Source organism: Frigoribacterium sp. PhB107 (assembly GCF_003751515.1).
In the GTDB taxonomy this organism is placed as follows: Bacteria; Actinomycetota; Actinomycetes; order Actinomycetales; family Microbacteriaceae; genus Frigoribacterium.
In genome coordinates, this window is sequence record NZ_RJKU01000001.1 from 1,108,013 (window position 1) to 1,132,645 (window position 24,633).

At 71.6% G+C, this 24,633-nt stretch carries 19 protein-coding genes; 5 read left to right on the forward strand and 14 right to left on the reverse strand.

Annotation, left to right across the window (positions count from 1 at the left end):
* Positions 1-49: 49 nt before the first annotated feature.
* Positions 50-1,279, reverse strand: coding sequence for a multidrug effflux MFS transporter (locus EDF18_RS05085; protein ID WP_123546673.1), 1,230 nt, complete (start codon positions 1,277-1,279; stop codon positions 50-52).
* A gap of 312 nt (positions 1,280-1,591) precedes the next feature.
* Here EDF18_RS05085 and EDF18_RS05090 point away from each other — a divergent pair, with 312 nt between their 5' ends.
* Entirely contained in the window at positions 1,592-2,161 is a 570-nt protein-coding gene (locus tag EDF18_RS05090; protein ID WP_123546674.1) for a TetR/AcrR family transcriptional regulator, read from the forward strand.
* 19 nt (positions 2,162-2,180) lie between these two features.
* On the opposite strand, the gene EDF18_RS05095 is transcribed toward EDF18_RS05090, so the two are convergent.
* From EDF18_RS05095 to EDF18_RS05130, 8 genes are all read right to left on the reverse strand, one after another.
* A complete protein-coding gene (locus EDF18_RS05095; RefSeq protein ID WP_199732324.1) occupies positions 2,181-2,753 on the reverse strand; it encodes an MOSC domain-containing protein in 573 nt (190 codons plus the stop codon).
* 92 nt (positions 2,754-2,845) lie between these two features.
* Positions 2,846-3,943: a sugar-binding protein gene (locus tag EDF18_RS05100; RefSeq protein ID WP_123546675.1), complete on the reverse strand. Its 1,098-nt coding sequence runs from the start codon at positions 3,941-3,943 to the stop codon at positions 2,846-2,848.
* 101 nt (positions 3,944-4,044) lie between these two features.
* Positions 4,045-5,418: a multiple monosaccharide ABC transporter permease gene (gene mmsB / locus EDF18_RS05105; protein ID WP_199732383.1), complete on the reverse strand. Its 1,374-nt coding sequence runs from the start codon at positions 5,416-5,418 to the stop codon at positions 4,045-4,047.
* Positions 5,419-5,423: 5 nt separating this feature from the next.
* Positions 5,424-6,944, reverse strand: a complete 1,521-nt coding sequence (mmsA, locus tag EDF18_RS05110; RefSeq protein WP_123547296.1) for a multiple monosaccharide ABC transporter ATP-binding protein — start codon at positions 6,942-6,944, stop codon at positions 5,424-5,426.
* A gap of 330 nt (positions 6,945-7,274) precedes the next feature.
* A complete protein-coding gene (locus tag EDF18_RS05115; protein WP_123547297.1) occupies positions 7,275-8,294 on the reverse strand; it encodes a LacI family DNA-binding transcriptional regulator in 1,020 nt (339 codons plus the stop codon).
* A gap of 104 nt (positions 8,295-8,398) precedes the next feature.
* Entirely contained in the window at positions 8,399-9,781 is a 1,383-nt protein-coding gene (locus tag EDF18_RS05120) for an MFS transporter (protein WP_123546677.1), read from the reverse strand.
* A gap of 72 nt (positions 9,782-9,853) precedes the next feature.
* Positions 9,854-11,017 carry a cystathionine gamma-synthase gene (locus EDF18_RS05125; RefSeq protein WP_123546678.1) on the reverse strand — a complete coding sequence of 388 codons (1,164 nt, stop codon included), beginning with the start codon at positions 11,015-11,017 and terminating at the stop codon, positions 9,854-9,856.
* 89 nt (positions 11,018-11,106) lie between these two features.
* The gene (locus EDF18_RS05130; RefSeq protein WP_123546679.1) at positions 11,107-12,471 is read right to left on the reverse strand and encodes a cystathionine beta-synthase; all 1,365 of its coding nucleotides are present in this window, start codon (positions 12,469-12,471) and stop codon (positions 11,107-11,109) included.
* 320 nt (positions 12,472-12,791) lie between these two features.
* Here EDF18_RS05130 and EDF18_RS05135 point away from each other — a divergent pair, with 320 nt between their 5' ends.
* Positions 12,792-13,481: a DUF3105 domain-containing protein gene (locus EDF18_RS05135; RefSeq protein WP_197980398.1), complete on the forward strand. Its 690-nt coding sequence runs from the start codon at positions 12,792-12,794 to the stop codon at positions 13,479-13,481.
* Complete coding sequence (locus tag EDF18_RS05140; RefSeq protein WP_233568977.1) at positions 13,478-14,233, forward strand: DUF305 domain-containing protein; 756 nt, start codon at positions 13,478-13,480, stop codon at positions 14,231-14,233. Before EDF18_RS05135 ends, EDF18_RS05140 begins: the two co-directional genes overlap by 4 nt.
* A 114-nt stretch (positions 14,234-14,347) precedes the next feature.
* On the opposite strand, the gene EDF18_RS05145 is transcribed toward EDF18_RS05140, so the two are convergent.
* The 3 genes from EDF18_RS05145 to EDF18_RS05155 form a co-directional block, all read right to left on the reverse strand.
* A complete protein-coding gene (locus tag EDF18_RS05145; RefSeq protein WP_123546680.1) occupies positions 14,348-15,787 on the reverse strand; it encodes a mechanosensitive ion channel domain-containing protein in 1,440 nt (479 codons plus the stop codon).
* Complete coding sequence (locus EDF18_RS05150; protein ID WP_123546681.1) at positions 15,787-17,982, reverse strand: adenylate/guanylate cyclase domain-containing protein; 2,196 nt, start codon at positions 17,980-17,982, stop codon at positions 15,787-15,789. Before EDF18_RS05150 ends, EDF18_RS05145 begins: the two co-directional genes overlap by 1 nt.
* 174 nt (positions 17,983-18,156) lie before the next feature.
* Positions 18,157-20,115: an ABC transporter ATP-binding protein gene (locus tag EDF18_RS05155; protein ID WP_369878137.1), complete on the reverse strand. Its 1,959-nt coding sequence runs from the start codon at positions 20,113-20,115 to the stop codon at positions 18,157-18,159.
* A gap of 173 nt (positions 20,116-20,288) precedes the next feature.
* Here EDF18_RS05155 and EDF18_RS05160 point away from each other — a divergent pair, with 173 nt between their 5' ends.
* Together EDF18_RS05160 and EDF18_RS05165 are read left to right on the forward strand one after the other, a co-directional pair.
* Complete coding sequence (locus tag EDF18_RS05160; RefSeq protein WP_123546683.1) at positions 20,289-21,887, forward strand: LuxR C-terminal-related transcriptional regulator; 1,599 nt, start codon at positions 20,289-20,291, stop codon at positions 21,885-21,887.
* 22 nt (positions 21,888-21,909) lie between these two features.
* A complete protein-coding gene (locus EDF18_RS05165) occupies positions 21,910-23,379 on the forward strand; it encodes an APC family permease (RefSeq protein ID WP_233568978.1) in 1,470 nt (489 codons plus the stop codon).
* A gap of 224 nt (positions 23,380-23,603) precedes the next feature.
* Here the strand turns inward: EDF18_RS05165 and rplL are convergent, their stop codons facing one another.
* Both rplL and rplJ read right to left on the reverse strand, forming a co-directional pair.
* The gene (rplL, locus tag EDF18_RS05170; RefSeq protein WP_123546684.1) at positions 23,604-23,987 is read right to left on the reverse strand and encodes a 50S ribosomal protein L7/L12; all 384 of its coding nucleotides are present in this window, start codon (positions 23,985-23,987) and stop codon (positions 23,604-23,606) included.
* 51 nt (positions 23,988-24,038) lie between these two features.
* On the reverse strand, positions 24,039-24,554 hold the full coding sequence (rplJ, locus tag EDF18_RS05175) for a 50S ribosomal protein L10 (RefSeq protein WP_123546685.1): 516 nt from the start codon (positions 24,552-24,554) through the stop codon (positions 24,039-24,041).
* Positions 24,555-24,633: the final 79 nt, after the last annotated feature.

Genomic DNA, 24,633 nt, shown 5'->3' on the forward strand with positions numbered 1-24,633 from the left:
GGGCCGGCCGGCGCCTCCTGGGGGCTGCTCCGCGCCTCCGCGGCCCGCCCTAGTGGGCGAGCGCCGGGACGCTGCGCGGCCGGACCAGCAGCCACAGGCTGAGGATCGCCACCGCCGAGGTGACCATCATCACGCTGCCCATCGGCACGGCGGTGTCGATCCCCAGGAACCCGACGACCGGCGAGATGATTCCGGCGAGGCCGAAGTTGAGGGCCCCGAGCAGGGACGCCGCCGTGCCGGCCTCCGCGCCGTGGTTCGCGAGGCCGAGCACCTGCACCTGCGGGAACGTGAAGCCGCACGCCGCGATGAAGAACCACAGCGGCACGAGGATGCCGAGCAGCCCCACGTGCAGCGAGTCGAGCAGCACGATCAGGCCGGCGCTGACGATCAGCACGGTCGTCGACCCCGCGAGGATGTAGGCCGGGGGCACCCGACGGGCGAGTCGCGAGCTGACCTGGACGCCGACGACGATGCCGAGCGAGTTGACCGCGAAGAGGTAGCCGTACTGCTGGGCGTCGAGGCCGTAGACGTCCTGGAAGAGGAAGGACGAGGCCGACAGGTACGTGAAGAGGCCGGAGAAGACCATGGCGCCGATCAGCGCGACGCCGACGAAGACGCGGTCGCTGAAGAGCGCCTTGTAGCGCTGCCGGAGGGTCGTGTGGCCGGCGCCGTGTCGGTCCGACTCGGGCAGGGTCTCGACGATCAGGAAGATCGCCGCGAGCAGGATGAGCACGCCGTAGGCGACGAGGAACCAGAAGATGCCGCGCCAGTCGGTGAACCGGAGCAGCTGCGAGCCGACGACCGGGGCGAGCACGGGCGCGAGGCCGGTGACGAGCGCGAGGCGGGACAGCATGCGCACCAGCGGCAGGCCGCCGAACAGGTCGCGCACGGTGGCCATGGCGACGACGCCGCCGGCGGCGGCGCCCATGCCCTGCAGGACGCGGAAGACCGCGAGCCACGTGATGTCGGGCGCGGCGGCGGCACCGATGCTGGCGCCGATGTGGACGGCGGTGGCCACGATGAGGGGCAGTCGGCGGCCGACCTTGTCGCTCCAGGGCCCGACGAGCAGCTGCCCGACACCGAAGCCGATCGTCGTCGCCGTGAGGGTGAGCTGCACGAGGCCCGCGGTGACGCGCAGGTCGTCCTCGAGCGAGGGGAACGCCGGCAGGTAGAGGTCGATCGTGAGCGGGCCGAGCGCGGTCAGCGCGCCCAGGACGATCACGTAGACGAGCCTCTGGCGGCGGGTCAGGGCGTCACCGGGGTGGACGACGATGCTCACGGGGGTGTCCTCACGACAGGGCCGGCCAGGCGCACTCGAATCGGTTCGATCCGACACCGTGCGACCTGGACGTGGTGGTGGGTGGGAGGGGTGACGCTGCGCACGGACGACGGGCGTGGTCGACATCGATCGTAGCCCCGCCTCGGCCCCGCCGACAGTGCCTCAGTCTCGGCCTCAGTCTCGGCCTCCGCCGCACGACGGAGTCCGACTTCGCGACACAGCGTCGCCGAGGCCGACGGCTGTCGAGCACCACTAGGATCGGCTCAGCCGGGGCCCCCGCCGCGGCCACGGCACGACATCCAGGAGGCCTCCATGGTCGACGCCCGCATCGTCCAGACGACCAAGGCGCTGCACGGCGCCATCGTCGAGCTCGCGTCGAAGCAGCCCGTGTCGACCATCACGGTGGCCGACGTCACGCGCGCCGCGGGGATCAACCGTGCGACGTTCTACAGCCACGCGACGTCGCCGGGCGGCCTTCTGACCGACGTGATCACGCCGGAGCTCGACCAGATCCGCCTCGACGACCAGGCCGCCCGCGCGGCCTCGACCGGTGCCGACGGCGCGGAGTTCACCAGCCGGGCCATCGAGCGCGTCGTCGACCACGTCGTCCGCTACCGCGACATGTACCGGCTCGCGCTGCCGGACGCGCTGGACGCGTCGATCCACCAGGCGCTCGCCGGCCACTTCGAGACCTCGTCCCTGCAGCACATCGAGCGGCTGCCCGAGGGCTCGCTGCCCGAGGGGCTGTCGGTCCACATCGCCGCCGGCTGGTTCGCCCACGCCCTCGTCGGGGCCATCGAGGCCTGGCTGCGGGGCAAGCGCACCAGCCGCAAGGCGCTGCTCGACACCATGGCCGCCATGACGCCGTCCTGGTGGCAGTGACCGCCACCTCCTCGCGCCCCTAGGCCGGGTGCGCGTCGGCCGGGTCGGCCGGGTCGAGCTCGACCCTCGCGGGGCCGAGCCGCAAGACGCCGTCTGTCAGCGGCTCGCAGCGCATCCCGCCCAGCCCCCGCATGACCCGGAACGCCCCGGGAGCGAGCACGTGGTCCATCCAGGCGCACGGGTTCGCCGGCCTGTTCACGCGCAGCAGGACCGGGCCGTCGCCCGTGTCGAGGCTGATGGTGCGTCCGCGCAGGGCGTCGACGTCGAGGCCGCGCGTGACGACGTTGCGCCGGGTCGCGACCACGTCGAGCGGCTCGTCGAGGCCGAGGAGGCGCGCGACCGTCTCGAGGGACTCGGCCGCGAACAGCGTCACCGACGCGCCCCGGTGCGCGGGCTTCGCGAAGTAGCGGTCGCCGACGATCCCGAGGCCGGCGCGGAGCTCGATGCTGTCGTGAACCTCGGGCCCGGCCGGAGGCGGCTCGGGCCCGTCGGCGGGGCGGCCGACGTAGCGGGAGCGGGGCGACGCGAGCAACAGCTCGATCGTGACCGGGTGCGGGCTCGCGACCGTCGCCTCCTCGTCCCCTGCCGTCACGGCACCACCGTAGTGGTCGGGAACGGCGAGAGCCGACCGCCCCGGTGCAGGGCGATCGGCTCTCGTGGTGGTGCGGGTGGTGCGGGGTGGTGCTACTTCGTCAGCGGACCCAGGGTGGGGTCGTTGGCGTACGCCTCAGCGGCGTTCTCCTTGGTGACGATCTGCGGGGGCAGCAGGAACGCGGGCACGATCTTCGAGCCGTTGTCGTACGACTCGTCGTCGTTCGTCTCGGCCTTGTCGCCCTCGGACAGCGAGGTCACCATGTCGATGGCCTGCGCGACCAGGTTGCGGGTGTCCTTGTTGATCGTGGAGTACTGCACGCCCTCCATGATCGACTTGACCGACTCGACCTCGGAGTCCTGACCGGTGACGACCGGGACGTCCTTGCCGGCGGACTGCACCGACGTGATGATGGCGCGGGCCAGCGTGTCGTTGGGGCTCAGGACGCCGTCGAGCTCGGACGAGCTGTAGGTGCTGGTGAGCAGCGAGTCCATGCGGCGCTGGGCGTTCTCGGCCTTCCAGCCGTCGGTCGCGGTCTGCTTGATGTCGGTCTGGCCGGAGGCGACGACGACGGAGCCGTCGTCGATGGCCGGCTGCAGGACGCTCATCGCGCCGTCGAAGAAGACTGCCGAGTTGGCGTCGTCGGACGAGCCGGAGAAGAGCTCGATGTTGTACGGGCCCTCGGCCTTCTTGGCCTTCATGCCGTCGAGCAGGGCCTGGCCCTGGAGCTCGCCGACCTTGAAGTTGTCGTAGGCGACGTAGTAGTCGACGTCCTCGGTGTTGAGGATGAGGCGGTCGTAGGCGATGACGACGGCGCCGGCGTCGTGCGCGGCCTTGACCTGGGTGCCGAGCTGAGCACCGTCGGCCGCGCCGATGATGATCACCTTCGCGCCCTTGGTCACCATCGACTGGATCTCTTCCTGCTGGTTCGCGACGGTGCCGGAGGCGGCCGCGTACTGCACGTCGGGCTTGAAGCCCGCCTCGGTGAGGCCGTCGGTGAACAGGTCGCCGGCGAGGACCCAGTTCTCGCTGGTCTTCGCGGGCAGGGCCACGCCGATGGTCGAGCCCTGCTCGAAGCCGGAGGCCGCGTCGCCCGAGCCGGCGTCGGTGCGAGCCGAGTTCGAGCAGCCGCTCAGGATCAGCGTCGTTGCTGCGGCGACCGCCATGGTCGCCAGCGCGATTTTGCGCATGCTGTGTCTACTTTCTTGTAGGGGGGTTGCAGGTGTGGGAACTGGTGCTCCCGGGGAATGCGAGCCCGGCCGTCGGTGGACGGGCACGCGGCGGTGCGGGTCTAGTTGGGCGTGGTCGACTTGGGTCGCTGCACGTCGGTCAGGTCGCCGTTCGGCTGGACCGCGCCGGCGGGGGCATCGGTCGTCGAGCCGACGCCGGACTGGCGGCCGGCGGTCGAGGTCTCGATCGACGCGGCAGGTGCGGCGATGCCGTCCTTGTCGCGACGGAGGCCGCGTGTCAGGAAGCCCGTGATGGACGGTCGGCCCTGGCTCTTGTTGTAGACGTCGACGGCCACGGCGATCAGCAGCACGAGGCCCTTGATCATCTGCACCTTGTCCGAGCCGACGCCCATGAGCTGCAGGCCGTTGTTCAGCACGGCGATGACGAAACCACCGACGATCGAGCCGGTCACGGTGCCGATGCCGCCGGCGACGGCCGCGCCGCCGATGAAGACCGACGCGATGGCGTCGAGCTCCCAGTTCAGGCCGTCCTGGGGACCGGAGGCCCCGGCCCGGGCGACGTAGATCATGCCGGCGAGGGCGGCGAGCACGGACATGTTCATCATCACGAAGAAGTTGATGCGCTTCGCGTTGACGCCCGAGAGCTCGGCGGCGTGCGAGTTGCCACCGACCGCGTAGATGTGCCGGCCGAAGATCGTGTTCTGCGTGATGAACCCGTAGACCAGCACGAGCACGCCGAGGATGATGCCCGACACGGGGAACGAGGTGCCGACCCGGCCGCCGCCGAAGAGCGTGGCGGCGTACAGGATGATCGCGACGAGCACGGCGAGCTTGACGAAGCTGACCCACAGCGGGGCCATCTCGCTGCCCATGGTGCGCTGCACCCGACGGAGGCGGAACTCGCGCCAGACGACGACGGCGGCGAGGACCAGGCCGAGCAGCAGGGTCGCGTTGTTGTAGCCGGTGTTCGGCCCGAACTCGGGCAGGTAGCCGGCGCCGATGACCGTGTAGGCCTCGGGAACGGGCAGCGTGGTCGCGTTGCCGACGAACTGGTTGGCGCCGCGGAAGAGCAGCATGCCCGCCAGCGTGACGATGAAGGCGGGGACGCCGACGTAGGCGACCCAGAAGCCCTGCCAGGCACCGATCGCCGCGCCGACGACGAGGCCGAAGACGATGGCGACGGGCCACGGGAAGTTCCAGGTGGTCATGGACGTCGCCACCATGATGCCGACGAACGCCGCGACCGAGCCGACCGAGAGGTCGATGTGGCCGGCGACGATGACCATCACCATGCCGATGGCGAGGATCAGGATGTACGAGTACTGGCTGACCAGGGCGATGAGGTTCGTCGGCTCGAGGGTGAGCCCGCCCGTCAGGAACTGGAAGATGACGATGGCCACCACGAGGGTCGCGATCATGCCGAACTGACGGGCGTTCGACGTGTTGCCGCCGAAGACCTTCTTCAGGTCCTTGATTCCGCTCATGCGGCCTGCTCCTTCTTCTTCGACGTCATGGTGCGCATGAGCGTCTCGGCGTCGGCGTCCGCCGCGTCGATCTCGTTGGTGACGGTGCCCTCGAAGATCGTGTAGATCCGGTCGGAGAGCCCCAGCAGCTCGGGGAGCTCGGACGAGATGACGATCACGCCTTTCCCCTGGGCTGCGAGCTGGTTGATGATGTTGTAGATCTCGAACTTCGCGCCCACGTCGATGCCGCGGGTCGGCTCGTCCAGGATGAGCAGGTCGGGGTCGGTGAACATCCACTTCGCCAGCACGACCTTCTGCTGGTTGCCGCCGGAGAGCTTCGCGACCCCCTCGTCGACGGTGGGCGTCTTGACGCGGAGGCTCTTGCGGTACTCCTCGGCGATCGAGTGCTCCTCGTAGGTGTTCACGACGGAGGCGCGCGAGATCTTGCTGAGCTTGGCCGCCACGGTCGAGCGCTTGATGTCGTCGAGCAGGTTGAGGCCGAGCACCTTCCTGTCCTCGGAGACGTAGGCGAGCCCGTGGTCGATCGCGTCGCGGACGTTCTTGATCTCGATGCGCTCGCCGTCCTTGACGATCTCGCCGGAGACGAACTGTCCGTACGATCGGCCGAAGATGCTCATGGCCAGCTCGGTGCGGCCGGCGCCCATGAGCCCGGCGAGGCCGACGATCTCGCCCTTGCGGACGGTGATCGACGAGCCCTTGCAGACGAAGCGCTCGGCGGTCTGCGGGTGACGGACCCACCAGTCCTTGACCTCGAAGAACACCTCGCCGATCGAGGGGGTGCGGTCCGGGAAGCGGCTCGCGAGGTTGCGCCCGACCATGCCGCGGATGATGCGGTCCTCGTTGACGCCGTCGGCCTGGACGTCGAGGGTCTCGATCGTCTTGCCGTCGCGGATGATCGTGATCGAGTCGGCGATGGCCTCGATCTCGTTGAGCTTGTGGCTGATCATGATCGACGCGATGCCGCGGCCCTTGAGGCCGCGGATGAGGTCGAGCAGGTGCTGCGAGTCGGCCTCGTTGAGGGCCGCGGTGGGCTCGTCGAGGATGAGCAGCTTGACGTTCTTGTTCAGCGCCTTGGCGATCTCGACGAGCTGCTGCTTGCCGACGCCGAGGTTCTTGATCGCCGTGTCGGGGTCGTCCTTCAGGCCGACGCGCGCGAGCAGGTCGACGGCGCGGGTCTTCGCGGCAGGCCAGTCGATGGCGCCGAAGCGGGTCGGCTCGTTGCCGAGGAAGATGTTCTCGGTGATCGACAGCTCGGGGATCAGCGCGAGCTCCTGGTGGATGATCACGATGCCGGACGACTCGCTGGACTTGATGTCGCGGAACTTCATCACGTCGCCCTGGTAGACGATGTCGCCGGCGTAGGTGCCGAAGGGGTAGACCCCCGAGAGGACCTTCATCAGCGTCGACTTGCCGGCGCCGTTCTCGCCGCAGATCGCGTGGACCTCGCCGGCGCGCACCTGCATCGACACGTCGTCGAGCGCCTTGACGCCCGGGAACTCCTTCGTGATGGAGCGCATCTCGAGGATGACGGGAGAGTCAACGGCCACGGCCGGCACCCCCGCGGCTCCCGCTCATCGTGATCTGTGCTGCGCGCACGCTGACCTCCATGTATCGACTTCGTCGTCGTCACCGTCGGCCAGGGCCGGCGGGAACCATCGTCTTCTCTCGTCGCCCCGGTCCAGGCCCTTCGGGAAGGCCTGTGAGACTCGGGATGTGACCGTTCACACCGCGACTGGAGCAAAGCTAATCCCGGCGGGGGTCCCTGTCAAATGCCTCCGTCCACCGCGTGTCGCCGGGCCCTCGGGAGGATGCCCGGCCGCCGCCCGGCACGAGCACGGGGCCACCCCCTAGAGGAACCACGGACGATCGGTCGAGCCCCGGATCACGAGCTCGGGCGCGATCAGGGTGCGCCCCTCGACGGGCTTGCCGTCGAGCTCGGCGACGACGAGCTCGACGGCGCGCCGACCGATCAGCGCGAAGTCCTGGCGCACGGTCGTGAGCGGGGGCCAGAGGTGGGGTGCGGTCGGCGAGTCGTCGAACCCGACGACGCTGACCTCGCGCGGCACGTCGACACCGGCCTCGCGGAACGCGTGCAGCAGCCCGACCGCCATGAGGTCGTTCGCCGAGAAGACGGCGGTGAAGTCTCGTCGCCTCAGCAGCTCGCGGCCGGCGAGGTAGCCGAAGTCGGCCGTCAGGTCGCCGAGGATCGGCGGCTCGACCGAGAGGTCGGCCTCGGCCATCTCGTAGAGGAAGCCCTGCATCCGCTCGTCGGCCTCGATCCAGTCCTGCGGGCCTGCGACGTGGACGATGTGCTTGTGGCCGAGGTCGATCAGGTGCCGCGTCGCCAGGCGGGCACCGGCGTGCTGGTCGACGGCGAGGCTGTGCGCGTTGGTGCGCGGCGACGAGTCGAGCGCGACGATCGGCACCCTCAGCTCGAGCTCGTCGAGCACGGCGAAGAACTTGCGCTGGGGCGCGATGACGATGATCGCCTCCACCGCCTGGTTGCTCAGCAGGTCGACGCTCGCCCGCACGTCGTCGTCGGCGCGCGACGTGCTGGCGATGCTGAGCCGGTACCCGGCCGCCCTCGCCTCGACCTCGATGGCGTTGACCATGGTCTGCGGCCCGAAGTGGACGTTCTGCAGGGTGAGGACGCCGATCGCCTTCGACCGGCTCGTCGACAGCGCCCGGGCGGCCTGGTTCGGGCGGTAGCCGATCTGGTCGATGACGTCGAGCACGCGCTGCCGCGTCGCGGGGCGGATGCTCGGGCTGTCGTTGAGGACCCGCGACACCGTCTGGTACGAGACGCCCGCGAGGGCCGCGACGTCGCGGATGTTCGGCGCGCGCACCTTCTCGACCTCGTGCTTCACGTCGCTCCATCGCTGATCGGCGATGTGACCGTACACATCGCGCGCTGCAGACCATTATGCAGACTTCGACGGGCACCCCTCGACCGAGGGGCGAGGAGCCGCGCTCAACGACCGCGCGGCGCCCCGCGACCGCTCACCAGCAGCGCGGTGAGCGCCACGACCGCGGCGACGGCGAAGCACGCGACGAAGGCGGCGGGCTCGTCGGCACCGCCGAGCTGGAGGAACGCGGCCCCGGTCACGGCGAGCGCGATCGCCGAGCCCGACGAGTCGGCGATCGTCAGGGCCGAGCTGTTGAAGCCCTTCTCGTCGTCGCGCGACCAGCGCAGCACGAGGACGGAGAAGCGCGGGTACATGAAGCCCATCCCCGCGCCGGCGAGGGCCCAGCCGGTGATGACGACGGCCGGGTGCAGGTGCCCCAGGGCCGACGCACCGGCGGAGAGGACGCCCACGAGCACCAGCACGATGCCGATGCGGATGCCGGTCCGCTGGGCGACCCGGTCGCCGAGCCGCCCCTGCGCCCAGCTCGCGGCGGCCCAGGCGACGGCGCCCAGCGTCAGGGTGATGCCGGAAGCGGCAGGCGCGAAGCCGTACTGCGCCGACAGCATGTACGGCAGGTAGACGTCGCTGCCGAGGAAGGCCGCGCCCACGAGACCGCGCAGCAGCACGAGGGCCGGCACGCCCGCGGCCGCGACGAGGGCGCCACGGGGCAGCAGGGGCCTGAGCGCCACGACGAGCACCACGACGGAGGCGGCGAGCACGGCCGCAGCGGCCGCGAGCGGCAGCTCGGAGAGGAGGTTCAGGGCCATGACGGCGAGGGCTGCGGCGACCGACCACGCGATGCGCCCGATGCTCCACGGCACGCGGTCGCCGTCGACGCCCGGCAGCGTCGGCGGGACGCGCCGGAGGCTCGGGAGGATCATCGCGAAGGCGGGCAGGGCGATGACGACCGCGCCGAGGAACACCCAGTGCCAGCTGGCCACCTCGGCGACCGTGCCGGCGACCACGGGGCCGACGAGGCCGGGCACCACCCAGGCCGCCGCGAACCCGGCGAAGACCGACGGGTGCAGCGCCGGCGGGTAGAGCTTCGACACCATGACGTAGAGGCCGACGATGACGGCGCCGCTGCCGAGCCCCTGCACGAGACGGCCGAGCAGCAGCACGACCATGTCGGGCGCTGTGCCGACGATCGCGAGGCCGATCGCGAAGAGGACCATGGAGGCGGTGACCACGACCCGGGGACCGCTGCGGTCGGCCCAGTTGCCGGCCACCACCATGCCGACGACCCCCGATGCGAGCGGGGCGGCGAAGGCGACCGAGTAGAGCGCCTCGCCGTCGAGGTCGCGCGCGATGATCGGCATCACCGTCGTGATCGCCAGCGACTCGAACGCCGCGATGCCGATCAGCGCCACCATGCCGAGCGTGGCCAGCCGGTACGCCGGCGAGAGCACGCCGCCCGCGGGCAGGGTGCTCTCGGGGGCGGTCGTCATGCTCTCACCCTAGGTGCCGCCTCCGACGCCCGGTCTTCCCGGAGGTACCCCACCAGGAGGCACCCCCGGGGATCAGGCCTGCGCGCGGTCGAGCGCCTGGCGCACGTCGGCGAGCAGGTCGGCGACGTCCTCGATGCCGACCGACAGGCGGACGACGGTGTCGGGCACCTCGAGCTCGGTGCCGCGGACGGACGCGTGCGTCATCTCGGTCGGGTAGCCGATCAGCGACTCGACGCCGCCGAGCGACTCCGCCAGCTGGAAGAGCTCGGTCGACTCGGCGAAGCGGCGGGCCACGGCGGCCCCCGCCGTCAGCGAGACGGAGAGCATCCCGCCGAACGCGCTCATCTGGCGGGCGGCCAGCTCGTGCCCCGGGTGCGACTCGAGGCCCGGGTAGAAGACGCGCTCGATCGCGGGGTGCCCCTCGAGCTCCCGCGCGATCACGAGGGCGTTCGACGAGTGCCGCTCGACGCGCACCGCGAGCGTCTTGATGCCGCGCATCGTGAGCCACGCCTCCATCGGGGCCGAGACGGCGCCGGCGCCGAACTGCACGAAGCCGATCTTCTCGGCGAGCTCGTCGTCGCGCACGACGACGGCGCCGCCGACGACGTCGGAGTGCCCGCCGATGTACTTGGTCGTCGAGTGCACGACGACGTCGGCGCCGAGGCCGAGCGGCTGCTGCAGGGCCGGCGACGCGAAGGTGTTGTCGACGACGACGAGTGCGCCCGCGGCGTGCCCGATCTCGGCGAGCGCCGTGACGTCGCTGACCTTCATCAGCGGGTTGCTCGGGGTCTCGACCCAGAGCACGTCGGTCTCGCCGGGACGCACCGCCGCGCGGACGGCGTCGAGGTCGGTCATCTCGACGGTCTCGAGGGTGACGCCCCACGGCGTCCAGACCCGGTTCACCAGCCGGTGCGTGCCGCCGTAGACGTCGTTGCCCATCACGACGCGGGAACCGGGGCGGAGGACGGACCGCAGCAGCGCGTCCTCGGCCGCGAGGCCGGAGGCGAAGCTGAAGGCCGCGGAGCCGCCCTCGAGCGAGGCCAGCAGCTCCTGCAGCGAGTCCCGGGTGGGGTTCGCCGACCGCGCGTACTCGTAGCCGTCGCGGAAGCCGCCGATGCCGTCCTGCACGAAGGTGGACGACTGGTAGATCGGCGGCACGACGGCGCCCGTGCGCGAGTCGGGCTCCTGGCCGGCGTGGATGGCCCTGGTCGAGAAGCCGTGGTCGGAGGTGCTCATGGAGGTGCCCTTCAGTGTCTGGGGGATCTGGCGGGAGGAGTCCGGCCCGAGGATCCCTGCGAGAGGAGCCAGGCGCGGCCGGAGGGCCGTCAGGAAGAGAGGAAGGCCAGGACGTCGTGCCGCGTGACGACCCCGGCGGGCTTGCCGTCGTCGGTGACGAGCAGCGCGTCGGTGGTCTCGAGCGCGGCGCGCGCGCTCTCGACCGACTCGTTGACGCCGATCAGGGGCAGCGGGGCGCCGACCACGGTCGACAGGGCGTCGCCCATGCTCGCTCCCCCGGCGAAGACCGCCTCGAGCAGCGTCTTCTCCTCGACCGCGCCGACGACCTCGCCGATCACGACGGGAGGCTCGGCCGAGAGCACCGGCATCTGCGAGACGCCGTAGGTCGTCATGATGCCGATCACGTCGTGCAGGGTGTCGGACGGGTGGGCGTGCACCAGGGCGGGCAGCGAGCCGGTCTTGGAGGCGAGCAGGTCGCGCACCGTGCGCCCGTCGACGCTGTCGGAGAAGCCGTACGAGCGCATCCAGGCGTCGTTGAAGATCTTGCCGAGGTAGCCGCGTCCGCCGTCGGGCAGCAGCACCACGACGACGTCGTCCGGACCGAGGTCGCGGGCCACGTCGAGCGCGGCGGCGACGGCGAGGCCGGACGACCCGCCGACCAGCAGGCCCTCCTCGCGGGCGAGACGGCGGGTCAGCTCGAACGACCGGGCGTCGGACGCCGCGATGATGCGGTCGACGACGGTGGGGTCGTAGGCGGAGGGCCAGAAGTCCTCGCCGACGCCCTCGACGAGGTAGGGGCGGCCGGTGCCGCCGCTGTAGACGCTGCCCTCGGGGTCGGCGCCGATGATCTGGACCGATCCTCCGGACACCTCCTTCAGGTAGCGGCCCGTCCCGCTGATCGTGCCGCCGGTGCCGACGCCGGCCACGAAGTGGGTCACCTGGCCCTCGGTGTCGCGCCAGATCTCCGGACCGGTCGTCTCGTAGTGGCTCTGCGGGCCGGCGGGGTTCGCGTACTGGTTCGGCTTGAAGGCCCCGGGGATCTCGCGGACGAGCCGGTCGCTCACGCTGTAGTACGACTCGGGGCTGGACGGCTCGACGGCGGTCGGGGTGACGACGATCTCGGCGCCGTAGGCCTTGAGCACGTTCCGCTTGTCGTCGCCGACCTTGTCGGGCAGCACGAAGACGCAGCGGTAGCCGCGCTGCTGGGCGACGAGCGCGAGGCCCACGCCGGTGTTGCCGCTCGTCGGCTCGACGATGGTGCCGCCGGGCAGGAGGAGGCCGTCACGCTCTGCCGCGTCGATGATGCGGGTCGCGATCCGGTCCTTCGACGAGCCGCCGGGGTTGAGGTACTCGACCTTGACGAGCACCGTGGCCGTGATGCCCTCGGTGACCTTGTTGAGCTTCACCAGGGGGGTGTCGCCCACCAGGTCGAGGACGGTCTCGGCGTACTTCACGGGTGCTCCTTCACGGTCGGGATCGCTCCCTCGCGGTTGCTCCGCACCTCGTGAGCCGTCGTGCGGCACCAGGAGGCGGTGGCGGGTGGGGCAGGGACGTGTCGCCCCGGCCCCACGACTCTACCGGCGGCCCCCGGCAGATGACGGGGCGAGTCGGGTCGGCTGTGACGGTCTTCCCAGACAGGTGTGGGACAAATCGGTGACACATCCCCGACGTCCTGCCGCCGCACGGCGCGCGCTGTCGCCGGGGACGACCCGCCGGGGCAGACTGGGCGGGCACCGACAGACCCCGAGATCCCCGACACCAGAGGACCCCATCCGTGGCCAGCAGCGACAAGAAGAACCCGGGCGCGACGCCCGACCCGAGCTCGATGAGCGTGAAGCAGCAGCGGGACGCGCGCCGGCAGGAGAAGGTCGCCGCGCTCAAGCGCGAGCAGGCCAGGTCGAAGCGCAACCGGACAATCGGCATCGTGACCGCCTCCGTCGCGGGCGCCGCCGCGGTCGCCCTGATCGTCACCGTCGTCGTGACGAGCGGCACGCCCCGGGCCGACCGCAGCGAGATCGACGTCGCCGGCGTGCAGACCTGGGACGACCTGACCGCGAACCACGTCACGGGGGCCGTCGACTACGAGATGACTCCCCCGGCCGGCGGCGACCACGCCGCGGTCTGGATGAACTGCGGCGTCTACACCGAGCAGGTGCCGAACGAGAACGCCGTGCACGACCTCGAGCACGGCGCGATCTGGTTCACCTACGACCCGGCCCAGGTCACCGACGAGCAGATCGAGCAGATCACCGACCTCGCGCCCTCCACCTACTCGGTCGTCTCGCCCTACGAGGGCATGGACAGCCCCATGGCCGTCAGCGCCTGGGGCGCCCAGCTCGCCTTCGACGACCCCGAGGCCGACGCCGTCTCCGACTTCGTCACCAAGTACTGGAAGTCGGCGGACGCCCCCGAGCCCGGCGCGCCCTGCACGGGCGGCGTCGACGGCCCCGGCAAGGTGTCGTGACCGACGACCTCCGCAGGGCCCACGACCGCGACGAGCCGGGCGACGACCTCGACGACGTGACGACCGAGGCGGGCGCTGCCGGCGCCTCCTCGGGTCGTCGCCTGCGGCTCGTGATCGCCGCCGCGGTCGCGCTGCTGCTCGCGCTCGGGACGGGCGTCGCCGTGGGGCGCCTCACCTCGTCGGCCCCCGTCGTGCCCGGCACGAACAGCGTCGAGGCCGGGTTCGCCCGCGACATGCAGGTGCACCACGAGCAGGCCGTCGAGATGTCGTTCGCCATCCGCGACCGTTCGACCTCGGACGACGTGCGCACCATCGCCTACGACATCGCCGCGACCCAGTCGCAGCAGGCCGGCCAGATGTACGCCTGGCTCGAGGTGTGGGGCGTGCCGCAGGCTCCCTCCCAGCCGGTGATGACCTGGATGACGCAGCCGACGCTCGACGGGCAGCTCTCCGGGCACGAGCACGGCGGCGCCGCGTCCGGCTCCCCCGCGCCGAGCCACGTCCCCGGCGAGCCGATGCCCGGCCTGGCGACGCCCGAGCAGATGGCCGAGCTGCGGGCCGCCGACGGCGTCGAGGCCGAGCGGCTGTTCCTCACCCTGATGATCGACCACCACCTGGGCGGCATCGAGATGGCCCAGGCCGTCCTCGCCCGCAGCGACGACCCCCAGGTCGACGCTTTCGCGAGCGGCATGATCATGACGCAGCAGAGCGACGTCGACGCGATGCGGGCGATGCTCGCCCTCCGCGACTGAGCGACGCTCGCCCTTCTCGGCCGAGTGCGGCCGCCCGGCCGACGGTCCGAGCCGCCTGCACCGGCCGGCTGCACGAGCCGACCGCCCGAGCCGAGGAGGCGCGGCGCCGGCCCGTCAGGACGCCAGCTGCCCCTGGGTCCCCCCGCCCTCGCCCGACGCCTCCACGACCTCGCGCGCCGCGGCGCTGCGCCGGTCGATGACCTCGCCCAGCTCCCGCGCGAGGCGAGGCCTCACCCGCACGAGCGCGTCGAGCGTGTCGCCCGGGACGACGAGCACCGCGACCTCGGAGACCGCGACGGCCCGGGTCGTGGTCGGCTGGCGCGTGAGCACCGTCTGCCCCACGAAGTCGCCCCGCTCGACGCGCGACACGGGCAGGACCGCGTCGCCCGGCGTCGGGACCCCGAGGGCCACCGCGCCGCTGAGCACGAAGCGCAGGGCCTCCGGCACGACGCCGAGCGGCAGCACGACCTCGCCGGCGGCGTACCGCTCGAGGCGCACCGACGGCACGAGGGCAGGCACGTCGTCCGCCGTCACCTGCAGGGTCGGGGCGACGGCCGCGACGGCCTGCTCGATCCGCTCGGGCGTCACGAACGCGTCGGTGGTGTCGCCGTCGAGCCCGAGCCCCGCACGGCGCGAGGCATACCAGAGCCAGCTGCGCAGCGTCGCGAGCGACGAGCCCTCGTGGGCGGGCCCGCGCACCTCGTACGAGACCTCGTAGGCCGCGCCGCCGAGCGGGACGGCGACCGGCGTCGTGCCGGGCCACAGCTCGGGCAGGCCGCCCGCGACCCTCTGCAGCAGCGCGACGACCTCGGCGGGCGGGTCGTCGGTGGTGAAGGCCACGGGGGCGGTCACGGTGTAGCTGCCGTCACCGCGGCTGAGGTTGGTGAACGACGAGCCGGCGAGCGACGCGTTCGGGGTGATCTGGATGCCGTTGCCCGTGTCGATGTGCACCGCGCGCCAGTTGACCTGCACCACACGGCCGCGCACGCCGCCGGCGTCGAGCCAGTCGCCGAGGCGGAACGGCTGCTCGAACAGCAGCAGCAGCCCGGAGACGACGCTGCCGATCGCGCCCTGCAGCGCGAGGCCGAGGACGATCGAGGTGACGCCGAGCGCCGTGAACAGCCCCGCGACGTCCGTGCCCCAGACCGTGCTGAACAGCACGGCGAGCCCGATGGCGATGAGCACGATGCGGCCGATGTCGACGAAGATCGAGGGGAGGCGGTCGCGCCAGCTGCCCTTCTCGGCGTTCGTGAACAGGGCGAGGTTGACGGCGTTCAGCACGGCGACGATCACGAGGAACCCGAAGACGGTCGCGGCGACGCGCGTCCAGGTGAAGTCCTCCGAGTCGACGGCGATCGTCACCTGGGCCACCAGGATCGACACGGCGGCGGTGGGCACCACGTAGGTGCGGAGCAGCCGCACGACCCGTGCGCCGGGGTTGCCGCGACGCTGCAGGGTGCTCGCGATCTCGGTGAGCACGATGAGCAGCACCGGCAGCCCGACCACCACGGCGAGCACCGGCCAGAACCACGGCTGCTGCCAGAGCGAGGTCATCAGGCGGCCGACCGCTCGAGGCGGAAGACGCGCTGCTCGCCCGACTGGGTCGTGACCGTGCCCGAGTCGACCGCCGGCACCCCGTCGCCGATCTTCTGCACGACCCGCTCGGTCGCGTAGATGCCCGCCTGCGACGAGACGTCCTGCACCCGGTGGGCCAGCGTGACGGCGTCGCCCCACATGTCGTAGACCATGCTCGTCCGGCCGACGAGGCCGCTGGTCACCTGGCCGGTGTCGATGCCCGCACGCAGCGCGACGCGGGACGAGTTGGTCGCGTTGAAGCGCTCGATGATGCCCTGCAGCTCGAGGGTGAAGTCGACCACCCGGCGGGCGTTGTCGATGCGGGGCACAGTGAGCCCGCAGCTGGCGAGGTAGCCCTGCTGGCTGCTCCGCACCTTCTCGACGCCGAGCCGCTCCGCCGCCTCGTCGAACGACCGCCACAGCCCGTTGAGCAGGGCGAGCCGCTCGCCCGAGCGCATCCCCCGACTGAAGTCGTCGAACCCGGCGACGTCGGCGTAGACGACCGCGACGTCGGTGTGGTCCTCGGCGATCGTCTCCTCGCCCTCCTTGTAGCGCTTGGCCATCGCCTCCGGCATGAGGGTCAGCAGCAGGCGGTCGTTCTCGCGCCGCTGCTCGTCGATCAGGTCCTGCTTGACCCGGAGGCTGCGGCTCATGTCGTTGAAGGCGCCGCCCAGCTCGCTGAACTCGTCGTGGCCCTTGACGGGCACCTCGACGCCGATCTCGCCCCCGCTGACGCGGTTGACGGCGTGCTGGAGGCGCCGCACCGGCCGGACGAACACCTGCGCCAGCAGCAGCGAGAGCAGCGACACCACGACGATGATCGCCGCCGTCGAGAGCAGCAGGTTCCGGGTGAAGACGTCGACGGGCGCGAACGCCTCGGACGTGTCGACCTTCGCGACGATCACCCAGTTCAGGCCGTCGACGTCGATCGGCGCGTAGGCCGCCAGGACCTCGTGGCCGAGGTAGTCCGTGTTGACCGTCGTGGCGGTGCGCCCCTGCAGGGCCGCGTCCACGGCGGTGGTCGCGACCGGCTGCAGCAGCACCGAGCTGCCGGTCGCCACCTGGCGCTCGGCGACGCCGGTCGGGGTGCCGTGGTCGACGACGTCGTCGACGAACGTGTCGGGGTGCTCGATCAGCTCGCGCGAGGTCGAGCGCATCGTCTGGTCCGGCCCGGCGAGGTAGGCCTCGCCCGTCCGGCCGAGGCCCTGGTCTGCCCAGCCCTGGTCGCCCGTCATGACCGAGTCGATCGTGTCGGTCGGCACCTGCACGGCGAGCACGCCGGTGACGTCCGCGCCCGAGCCCACCGGCGAGGCGATCCACGCTGTCGGGACGCCGAGCGACGGGGCGTACGGCTGGAAGTCGGTCGTGAACGACGAGTCGACCGTGTTCGACTCCAGCGCCGCCGCCCAGACGTCGGCGAGCGCCGTCCGCGAGTACGGGCCGTCCTCGACGTTCGTGCCGAGGTCGACGCCGGAGAAGGCCGAGTAGACGACGTCGCCGTCGAGGTCGAGCAGCAGGACGTCCTCGTAGCCGAGCTGGTCGACCATCTCGCGGAAGTAGTCGTGGTGGTCGGCCCGGGCCTGAGACCACGCGCTGCCGTCGTCGGCGACGTCGAGCGCGAGCGAGGCGTCGAAGTCGTCGTCGAAGGGCACCGTGTAGAGCGACTGCAGGTACGCCTGGGCCGGCGAGGTCGGCTCGATCAGCGACGGGTCGGTCGTCGAGCCGGTCGCCTCGTCGAGCCGGGGCACGAACGTGTCCTCGTAGTACGCGGTGACCGCCTGCTGGCGCGCGGGGTCGACGGGCTGCTCGTCGAGCGCGGCGAAGCCGGCGTTGAAGTCGAGCGACGCCTGTCGCGCGCTGTCGTTGCGGCTGTCGAGCACGACGGCCTGCTGGACGCCCGCGAGGGTGCGCTCGACGTCGCGGGCCCGCGACTCGCGGATGCTCGTGACCTGCTCGAACGCCGCCGCACGGAGCGAGTCCCGCCCGTTGACGTAGCCGACGCTGCCGATGACGATCGCCGCCAGGAAGCTGACGGCGAGCAGCATGACGAGCAGGGTCGACTGGATGTCGAGCGAGCCGCGCCCGAACAGGGCCCGCAGCGGCGAGCGCCGCCGGGTCGGCGTCGTGGTCGCCTCGTCGATGCTGGTGGTGGTGGAGGTGGTGGAGCTGGACACGCGTGGCCTCTTCCCCAGGTGCGTCGGCCGAGCCTCGCTCGACATGACGCAGCCTCATCTGATCCGTCCCCCAGAAGTACCACTGATCGGAGCCTCAGCGCCAGAGCTGTTGCACACTGTCGACGTGGCGTGTACCCCGTCCGCGTTCTCCGACACCCGTCGAGGAGGCGCCGGTCACGTCGTCGACGCCACCTGCTGCCCGTACAGGTCGGCGTACACGCCGCCGAGCGCGACGAGCTCGTCGTGGGTGCCGCGCTCGACGATCCGGCCGCCGTCGACGACGAAGACGACGTCCGCGTGGCGGACGGTCGAGAGGCGGTGGGCGATCGCGATCGTCGTGCGCCCTCTCGTGGCCGTGTCCAGCGCCTCCTGCACGACCCGCTCTGACACGGTGTCGAGCGCGCTCGTCGCCTCGTCGAGCACCAGCACGGCCGGGTCCTTGAGCAGCACGCGGGCGATCGCGATGCGCTGCTTCTCGCCGCCGGAGAGGCGGTAGCCGCGCTCGCCCACCACGGTGTCGTAGCCGTCGGGGAACGACGCGATCGTCGCGTGGATGTTCGCCTGCCGGGCGGCGTCGATGAGCTGCTCGTCGGTGGCGTCCGGACGTGCGTAGCGCAGGTTGTCGCCGATCGTCGCGTGGAAGAGGTAGGTCTCCTGGCTGACGATGCCGATGTTCTCGACCAGCGACTCCTGCCGCAGGTCGCGGACGTCGGTGCCGGCGAAGCGCACGCTGCCGCCCGTCGCCTCGTAGAACCGCGGGATCAGGTACGACACCGTGGTCTTGCCGGCGCCGCTCGGGCCGACGAACGCCGCGAACTGGCCCGGCTCGATGTCGAACGAGACGCCGCGGAGGGTCCGCTGCCCCGGCTCGGCGTCGGGGTACGCGAACTCGACGTCGTCGAACTCGACGCGGCCGAGCTGCGCCTCGTCGACCGTCGCCGAGGCCCCGCCGTCGGTGATGGCGGGCCGCAGGTCGAGGTACTCGAAGATGCGGGCGAACAGCGCGCCCGAGGTCTGCAGGTCGAGCGCCACCCGGAGGAGCCCCATCAGCGGGAAGGTCAGCCGCGCCTGCACCGTGGTGAAGGCGACGATCGTGCCGGCGGTGACGGGGACGTCGCGGAGGATCAGCCACGCGGCCACCAGGTAGATCAGCGCCGGGATCACGGACAGGAAGATCTGGACGACGGCGAAGAACCACTGGCCGCTCATCTGCTGGCGCACCTGCAGGCCGATCTGCGTCCGGTTCTCGGCCGAGTAGCGCTCGACCTCGCTGCGCTGCTGGTTGAAGCTCTTCGCGAGCAGGATGCCGCTGACGCTCAGCGCCTCCTGCGTGATCGCCGTCATGTCCGACAGCGACTCCTGCGTCTTGGTCGCGATGCGTGCGCGCACCTGGCCGACGCGGCGCTGCGCCACGACGAGCAGCGGCAGCAGGATGACGGTGACGACGGTCATCTGCCAGCTGAGCACGAGCATCGAGATGAACGCGGCGATCACCGTGACGGTGTTGCCGAGCACACTCGAGATCGTGTTGCTCAGCACGTTCGCGACGCCGCCGACGTCGTTCTGCAGGCGGGACTGGATGACGCCCGTCTTCGTCCGGGTGAAGAACGCGAGCTCCATGCGCTGGAGGTGCCCGAACAGCCGGATGCGGAGGGCGCCCATCACGCTGTTCCCGACCGTGGCGGTGAGCCAGGTCTGCCAGACGCCGATGCCGGCCGACAGCACCCACAGCCCGATCATCAGGCCGACGAGCTCCATCAGCACCGGGACGTCGGGGCCGCCCGCGGGGAAGAGCCCGCGGTCGAAGGCCTGCTTCGTCAGCAGCGGAGGCGCGACGCTGATCGCCGCGCCGACGAGCACCAGCACGACGGTGACGACGAGGGCCCTCCGGTGGGGAGAGAAGAGGCCGCGGATCCGTCGGAACAGGTCGGGGATCTTGGGCGCGGCGGCGTTGGCCGCCTTCTGGGCCGCCGCGTCGCCGCTCGAGACGCGGCCGCCACGGCCGCCGCCGCCACCGCCTCCGCCCGGCCGGCCGCCGCCCGCCCCGCCGGCTGCGCCACCGCCTCCGCCGCCGCCCGTGCCGCCGGCACCGCGCATGCCGCCGCCCGCGGCGACGGAGTCCATCCTGCTCATGGAGCGAGGCTACGCCCGCGGCGCGTCCCCCCACTCCTGGGGCAATCTGGCCGCGATGCGCGCGGACGGGAACATCGCTCATTTATGCTAGGAGCTCAGGGTTCCTGACCACGCCCTGACGCCGCATTCCCCTACCCGACGGGGAACTACCCGATGCGGCAGAGGTAGGACCCGTGCGCACCCTTGACGATGCATCACCCGACCCGACCGGGGTCGAGCTCCAGCCCGCCGACGCGCGGGCCTCACTCGACGCCATCGAGCAGGCCTGGACGCAGATAGCCCCCCTGCAGGGAGCCCGCCTGCGCGAGGCCGTCCGGTCGGCTCCCGAGGCCGAGTGGAGCGGCAGGCCGCTCATCCTGCTCGCCCTCGCCGCCAGCTACCGCTCGGTCGGCTCCCGCTCGCGAAGCGCGGCGCTCCCGTGGTTCCGCGGCGTGGCCAAGGCCATCGACGCCGACCCCGGGCTGCCCCTCGAGGTGCGGGCCGGTTACCACGTGCACCTCGGCGCTGCACTGCGGACCCTCGGCAACCTCGTCGTCGCCCACGAGCACCTCGAGGTCGCGCGCACGATGATCGAGAGCGACCTCTCCGAGTCGATCACGGCGCGCATCAGCCTCAGCGCCTCCTTCTCGCTGCAGCTCGGCCTCATCCGGCTGCACTACGGCGAGTACGACCAGGCCCAGTTCGCGCTGGGGCTCGCCTCGGGCCTCGGCGAGGAGCACCTCAGCATCGCCGAGCGCGTCGAGTGCCTGTCCGCCCTCGCCTACGTCGCCGTGCTGCTCGGCGAGTTCGCGCTCGCCGACGAGCACCTCGAGAACGCCGCCGAGCTCGCCGACGGCACCGACCTGCTCGCCAGCTCGTTCGGCGCCCTCGCCCAGATCGCGCGGCTGCACCTCGCCCTCGAGCGCGACGAGTCCCCCGGCGGACACGACGACCTCGTCGCGCGCGTGCACCTGGCGGCGCGCGGCAGCGACTGGGAGGCGCTCGGCTGGTTCGCCGAGGCCAGCGTGCTGCTCGCCCAGGGCCGGTCGATCGAGGTGCTCGACCACCTCGGCCGCATCTCGCGCCTCGTGCAGGGGTTCACGGGCGCCGTCGTGCTCGGCCGGTCGGCCACGGCCCTCCGCGCCGAGACGATGCTCCAGCTCGGACAGGCGCAGGAGGCGCGACGCCTGGCCCAGCCCCTCTCGCCCGGCGACCGCCACATCGAGTGCCCCGCGCGCGTGCTCGCCCTGATCCACCTCTCGACCGGCGAGCCGCAGGCGGCGCTCGACGACCTCGAGGCGTGCCTCGTGCTCGGCGACCTGCACTCGGAGCGGACCATCGGGCACGTGCACGCCGTCGCCGCGGCCGCCCACCTGGCCCAGGGCGACACCGCCCAGGCCGACATCGCCTTCGACCGTGCCCTGCTCGAGGCCGGCCACTCGGGCGCAGGCTGGATCTTCGGCACCCTGCCGGAGCCCCTCCTCGACCACCTCGTCGCCCGCGCCGTGCAGCGCGACCAGCCGCAGGCCACCCTCGGGGTGCTCGCCCGCCTGCACTCGGCCGAGGGCCCCGACGTGGCGCCCCTCGCCGAGCCGCTGAGCGACCGCGAGCTCGTCATCGTGCGCCACCTGGCCACCGGCCAGACCCTCGGCCAGATCGGCAGCCAGCTGTTCATCTCGGTGAACACGGTCAAGAGCCACGTCCGGAGCATCTACCGCAAGCTGCAGGCGACGTCGCGCCGCGAGGCCATCGCCCGGGTGCGACAGCTGGGGCTGCACGTCGACGAGGACTGACCCGAGGCGGTAGCCTCTCGCGGTGCCCGACGACCTGACCCCCGCCTCCTCTGCCTCTGCCTCTGCCCCTGCCCTTGCTCCTGCTCGCCCGCGGCTCGGCGAGCAGCTGCTGCGTCGCAAGCCCCTCGAGGCGTTCGCGCGCGAGGCCGAGGCGTCCGACGCCCGAGGCCTCCGGCGCACCCTCGGCGTCTGGCACCTGACCGCCATCAGCATCGGGGCCACGCTCGGCACGGGCATCCTGGTGGTGCTGGGCACCGCCGTGCCCCTCGCCGGGCCCGCGGTGTTCCTCGCGTTCGTCCTCGCCGGCGTCGCCGCCCTGCTCTCGGCACTGTCGTACGCCGAGATGGCGGGCAGCGTGCCCGTCTCCGGCTCGAGCTACAGCTACGCCTACGCGACCCTCGGCGAGGGCGTCGCCTGGGTCTGCGGCTGGTGCCTCGTGCTCGAGTACGCCGTGTCGGTCGCGGCCGTCGCGGTGGGCGCCGGCCAGTACGTCGACGAGGCCCTGCGCGTCTTCGGCCTCTCGCTGCCCGACGTCGTCGCGGGCCCGCCCGCCGAGGGAGGCCTGCTGAACCTCCCCGCCGCCGCGCTCGTCCTGCTGGCCACCCTCGTGCTCGTGCCCGGGGCCCGCGAGAGCGCCTGGGTCAACACCGTCCTGGTCGTGGCCAAGGTCGGCCTGCTCGTCTTCTTCGTCGCCGTCGCGTTCACGGCCTTCAGCGCAGGCAACTTCGAGCCCCTCGCGCCGATGGGGGCGGCCGGGGTCTCGGCCGCCGCCTCCCGCCTGTTCTTCTCGTACATCGGCTTCGACGCGGCGTCCACGGCCGGCGAGGAGGCGCGGGACGCGAAGCGGGACCTGCCGCGGGCGATCGTCGCCTCCATCGTCGTCATCACGGTGCTGTACATCCTCGTCGCCGTGGCCGCGGTCGGCGCCCGCCCCTGGCAGGACTTCACCGACGGCGAGGCGACCCTCGTGACGATCGTCGCCGACATCACGGGCCAGCCCTGGGTGGCCTTCCTCTTCGCGGTGACCGCGGTCGCGGCCATCGCCTCCGTCGTCCTGACCGTGCTCTACGGGCAGACGCGCATCTTCCTGTCGATGGCCCGGGACGGGCTCGTGCCGTCCGTCCTCGGCCGGATCTCGCCGCGGACGCGCACGCCCGTCGCCGGCACCCTGATCGTCGGCGGCGCGGTCGCGGTCACCGCGGCGTTCATCCCCCTCGGGGCCCTCGCCGACGCGACGAGCATCGGCACGCTCTTCGCGTTCGCGCTCGTCAACCTGTCGGTCATCTGGCTGCGCCGCAACCGGCCCGAGCTCGAGCGCACGTTCCGCGTGCCGCTGTACCCGGTCGTCCCGCTGCTCGGCTTCGCGACGTGCGTGCTGCTCATGGTGACGCTCGGCGGCATCACCTGGGCCGCGTTCGCCGTGTGGATGGGCGTCGGGGTCGCGGTGTACGCGCTCTACGGCCGCCGCCACTCGGTCGTCGCCCGCGGCTGAGGCTGCGCGCGGCGGGTCGGAGCGGCATCCGGCGGGTCCGCGTCGCCCACTGCGGGTCCGCGCTGACCCGCCGTGGGTGACGGGGACCCGCCGAACCCGCTGCCGTGGACCGCACCCGGGAACGACGAAGGCGCCGCTCCCCGTGGGGAGCGGCGCCTCCTGTGCTCGTGAGAGCAGGCAGTGCTGTGCGACCGAGGTCGCGAGGGGCCGTGCGGCCCCCCTGACTACTTGAGGGTGACGGTGGCGCCGGCAGCCTCGAGCTGAGCCTTGGCCTTCTCGGCCGTCTCCTTGTTCGCACCCTCGATGACGGTGTTGGGGGCACCGTCGACGACGGCCTTCGCCTCGCCGAGGCCGAGGCTCGTGAGCGCGCGGACCTCCTTGATGACCTGGATCTTCTTGTCGCCGGCAGCCTCGAGGACGACGTCGAAGCTGTCCTTCTCCTCGACCTCCTCGGCGGGGGCGGCGGGGCCGGCGGCACCGGCAGCGGCCACGGGGGCAGCAGCGGTGACCTCGAAGACCTCTTCGAACTTCTTCACGAAGTCGCTGAGCTCGATGAGCGTGAGCTCCTTGAAGGCCTCGATCAGTTCGTCCTGCGTGAGCTTCGCCATGGTGTTCTCCTTGTTGTGTTCTGTAAGTGGTGGTGGTTGCTGCGACAGCTGTTAGCTGTCGGCTTCCTGCTTCGCGCGCAGCGCCTCGACCGTGCGGACGGCCTGCGACAGCGGAGCGTTGAACAGGTAAGCAGCGCCGAACAGCGAGGCCTTGAAGGCGCCGGCCAGCTTGCCCAGCAGCACCTCCCGCGACTCGAGGTCGGCGAGCTTGGTGACCTCGGCTGCGGTCAGGGCGTTACCGTCGAAGTAACCGCCCTTCACGATCAGCGCGGGGTGTGCCTTGGCGAAGTCACGCATGCTCTTGGCGACGGCGACAGGGTCTCCGTGCACGAAGGCGATCGCAGACGGGCCGACGAGCTCGTCGTCGAACGAGCTGATGCCGGCGTTGTTCGCCGCGATCTTGCTGAGCGTGTTCTTCACCACGGCGTACGTCGCGTCTGCACTGATGGCGGTGCGGAGCTCCTTGAGCTCTGCCACAGTGAGACCGCGGTACTCGGTGAGCAGAACGGCGGTCGAGCTACGGAAGTTCTCCGTGAGCTCGGCGACCGATGCTTCCTTGTTCGCCATGGCTCTCCTAAAACGTGGGTGTGCCGGCAGCCCCCGGGCACTCGCTCACGTCTCGTCCGAGGACGGGGCATGGAAAAAG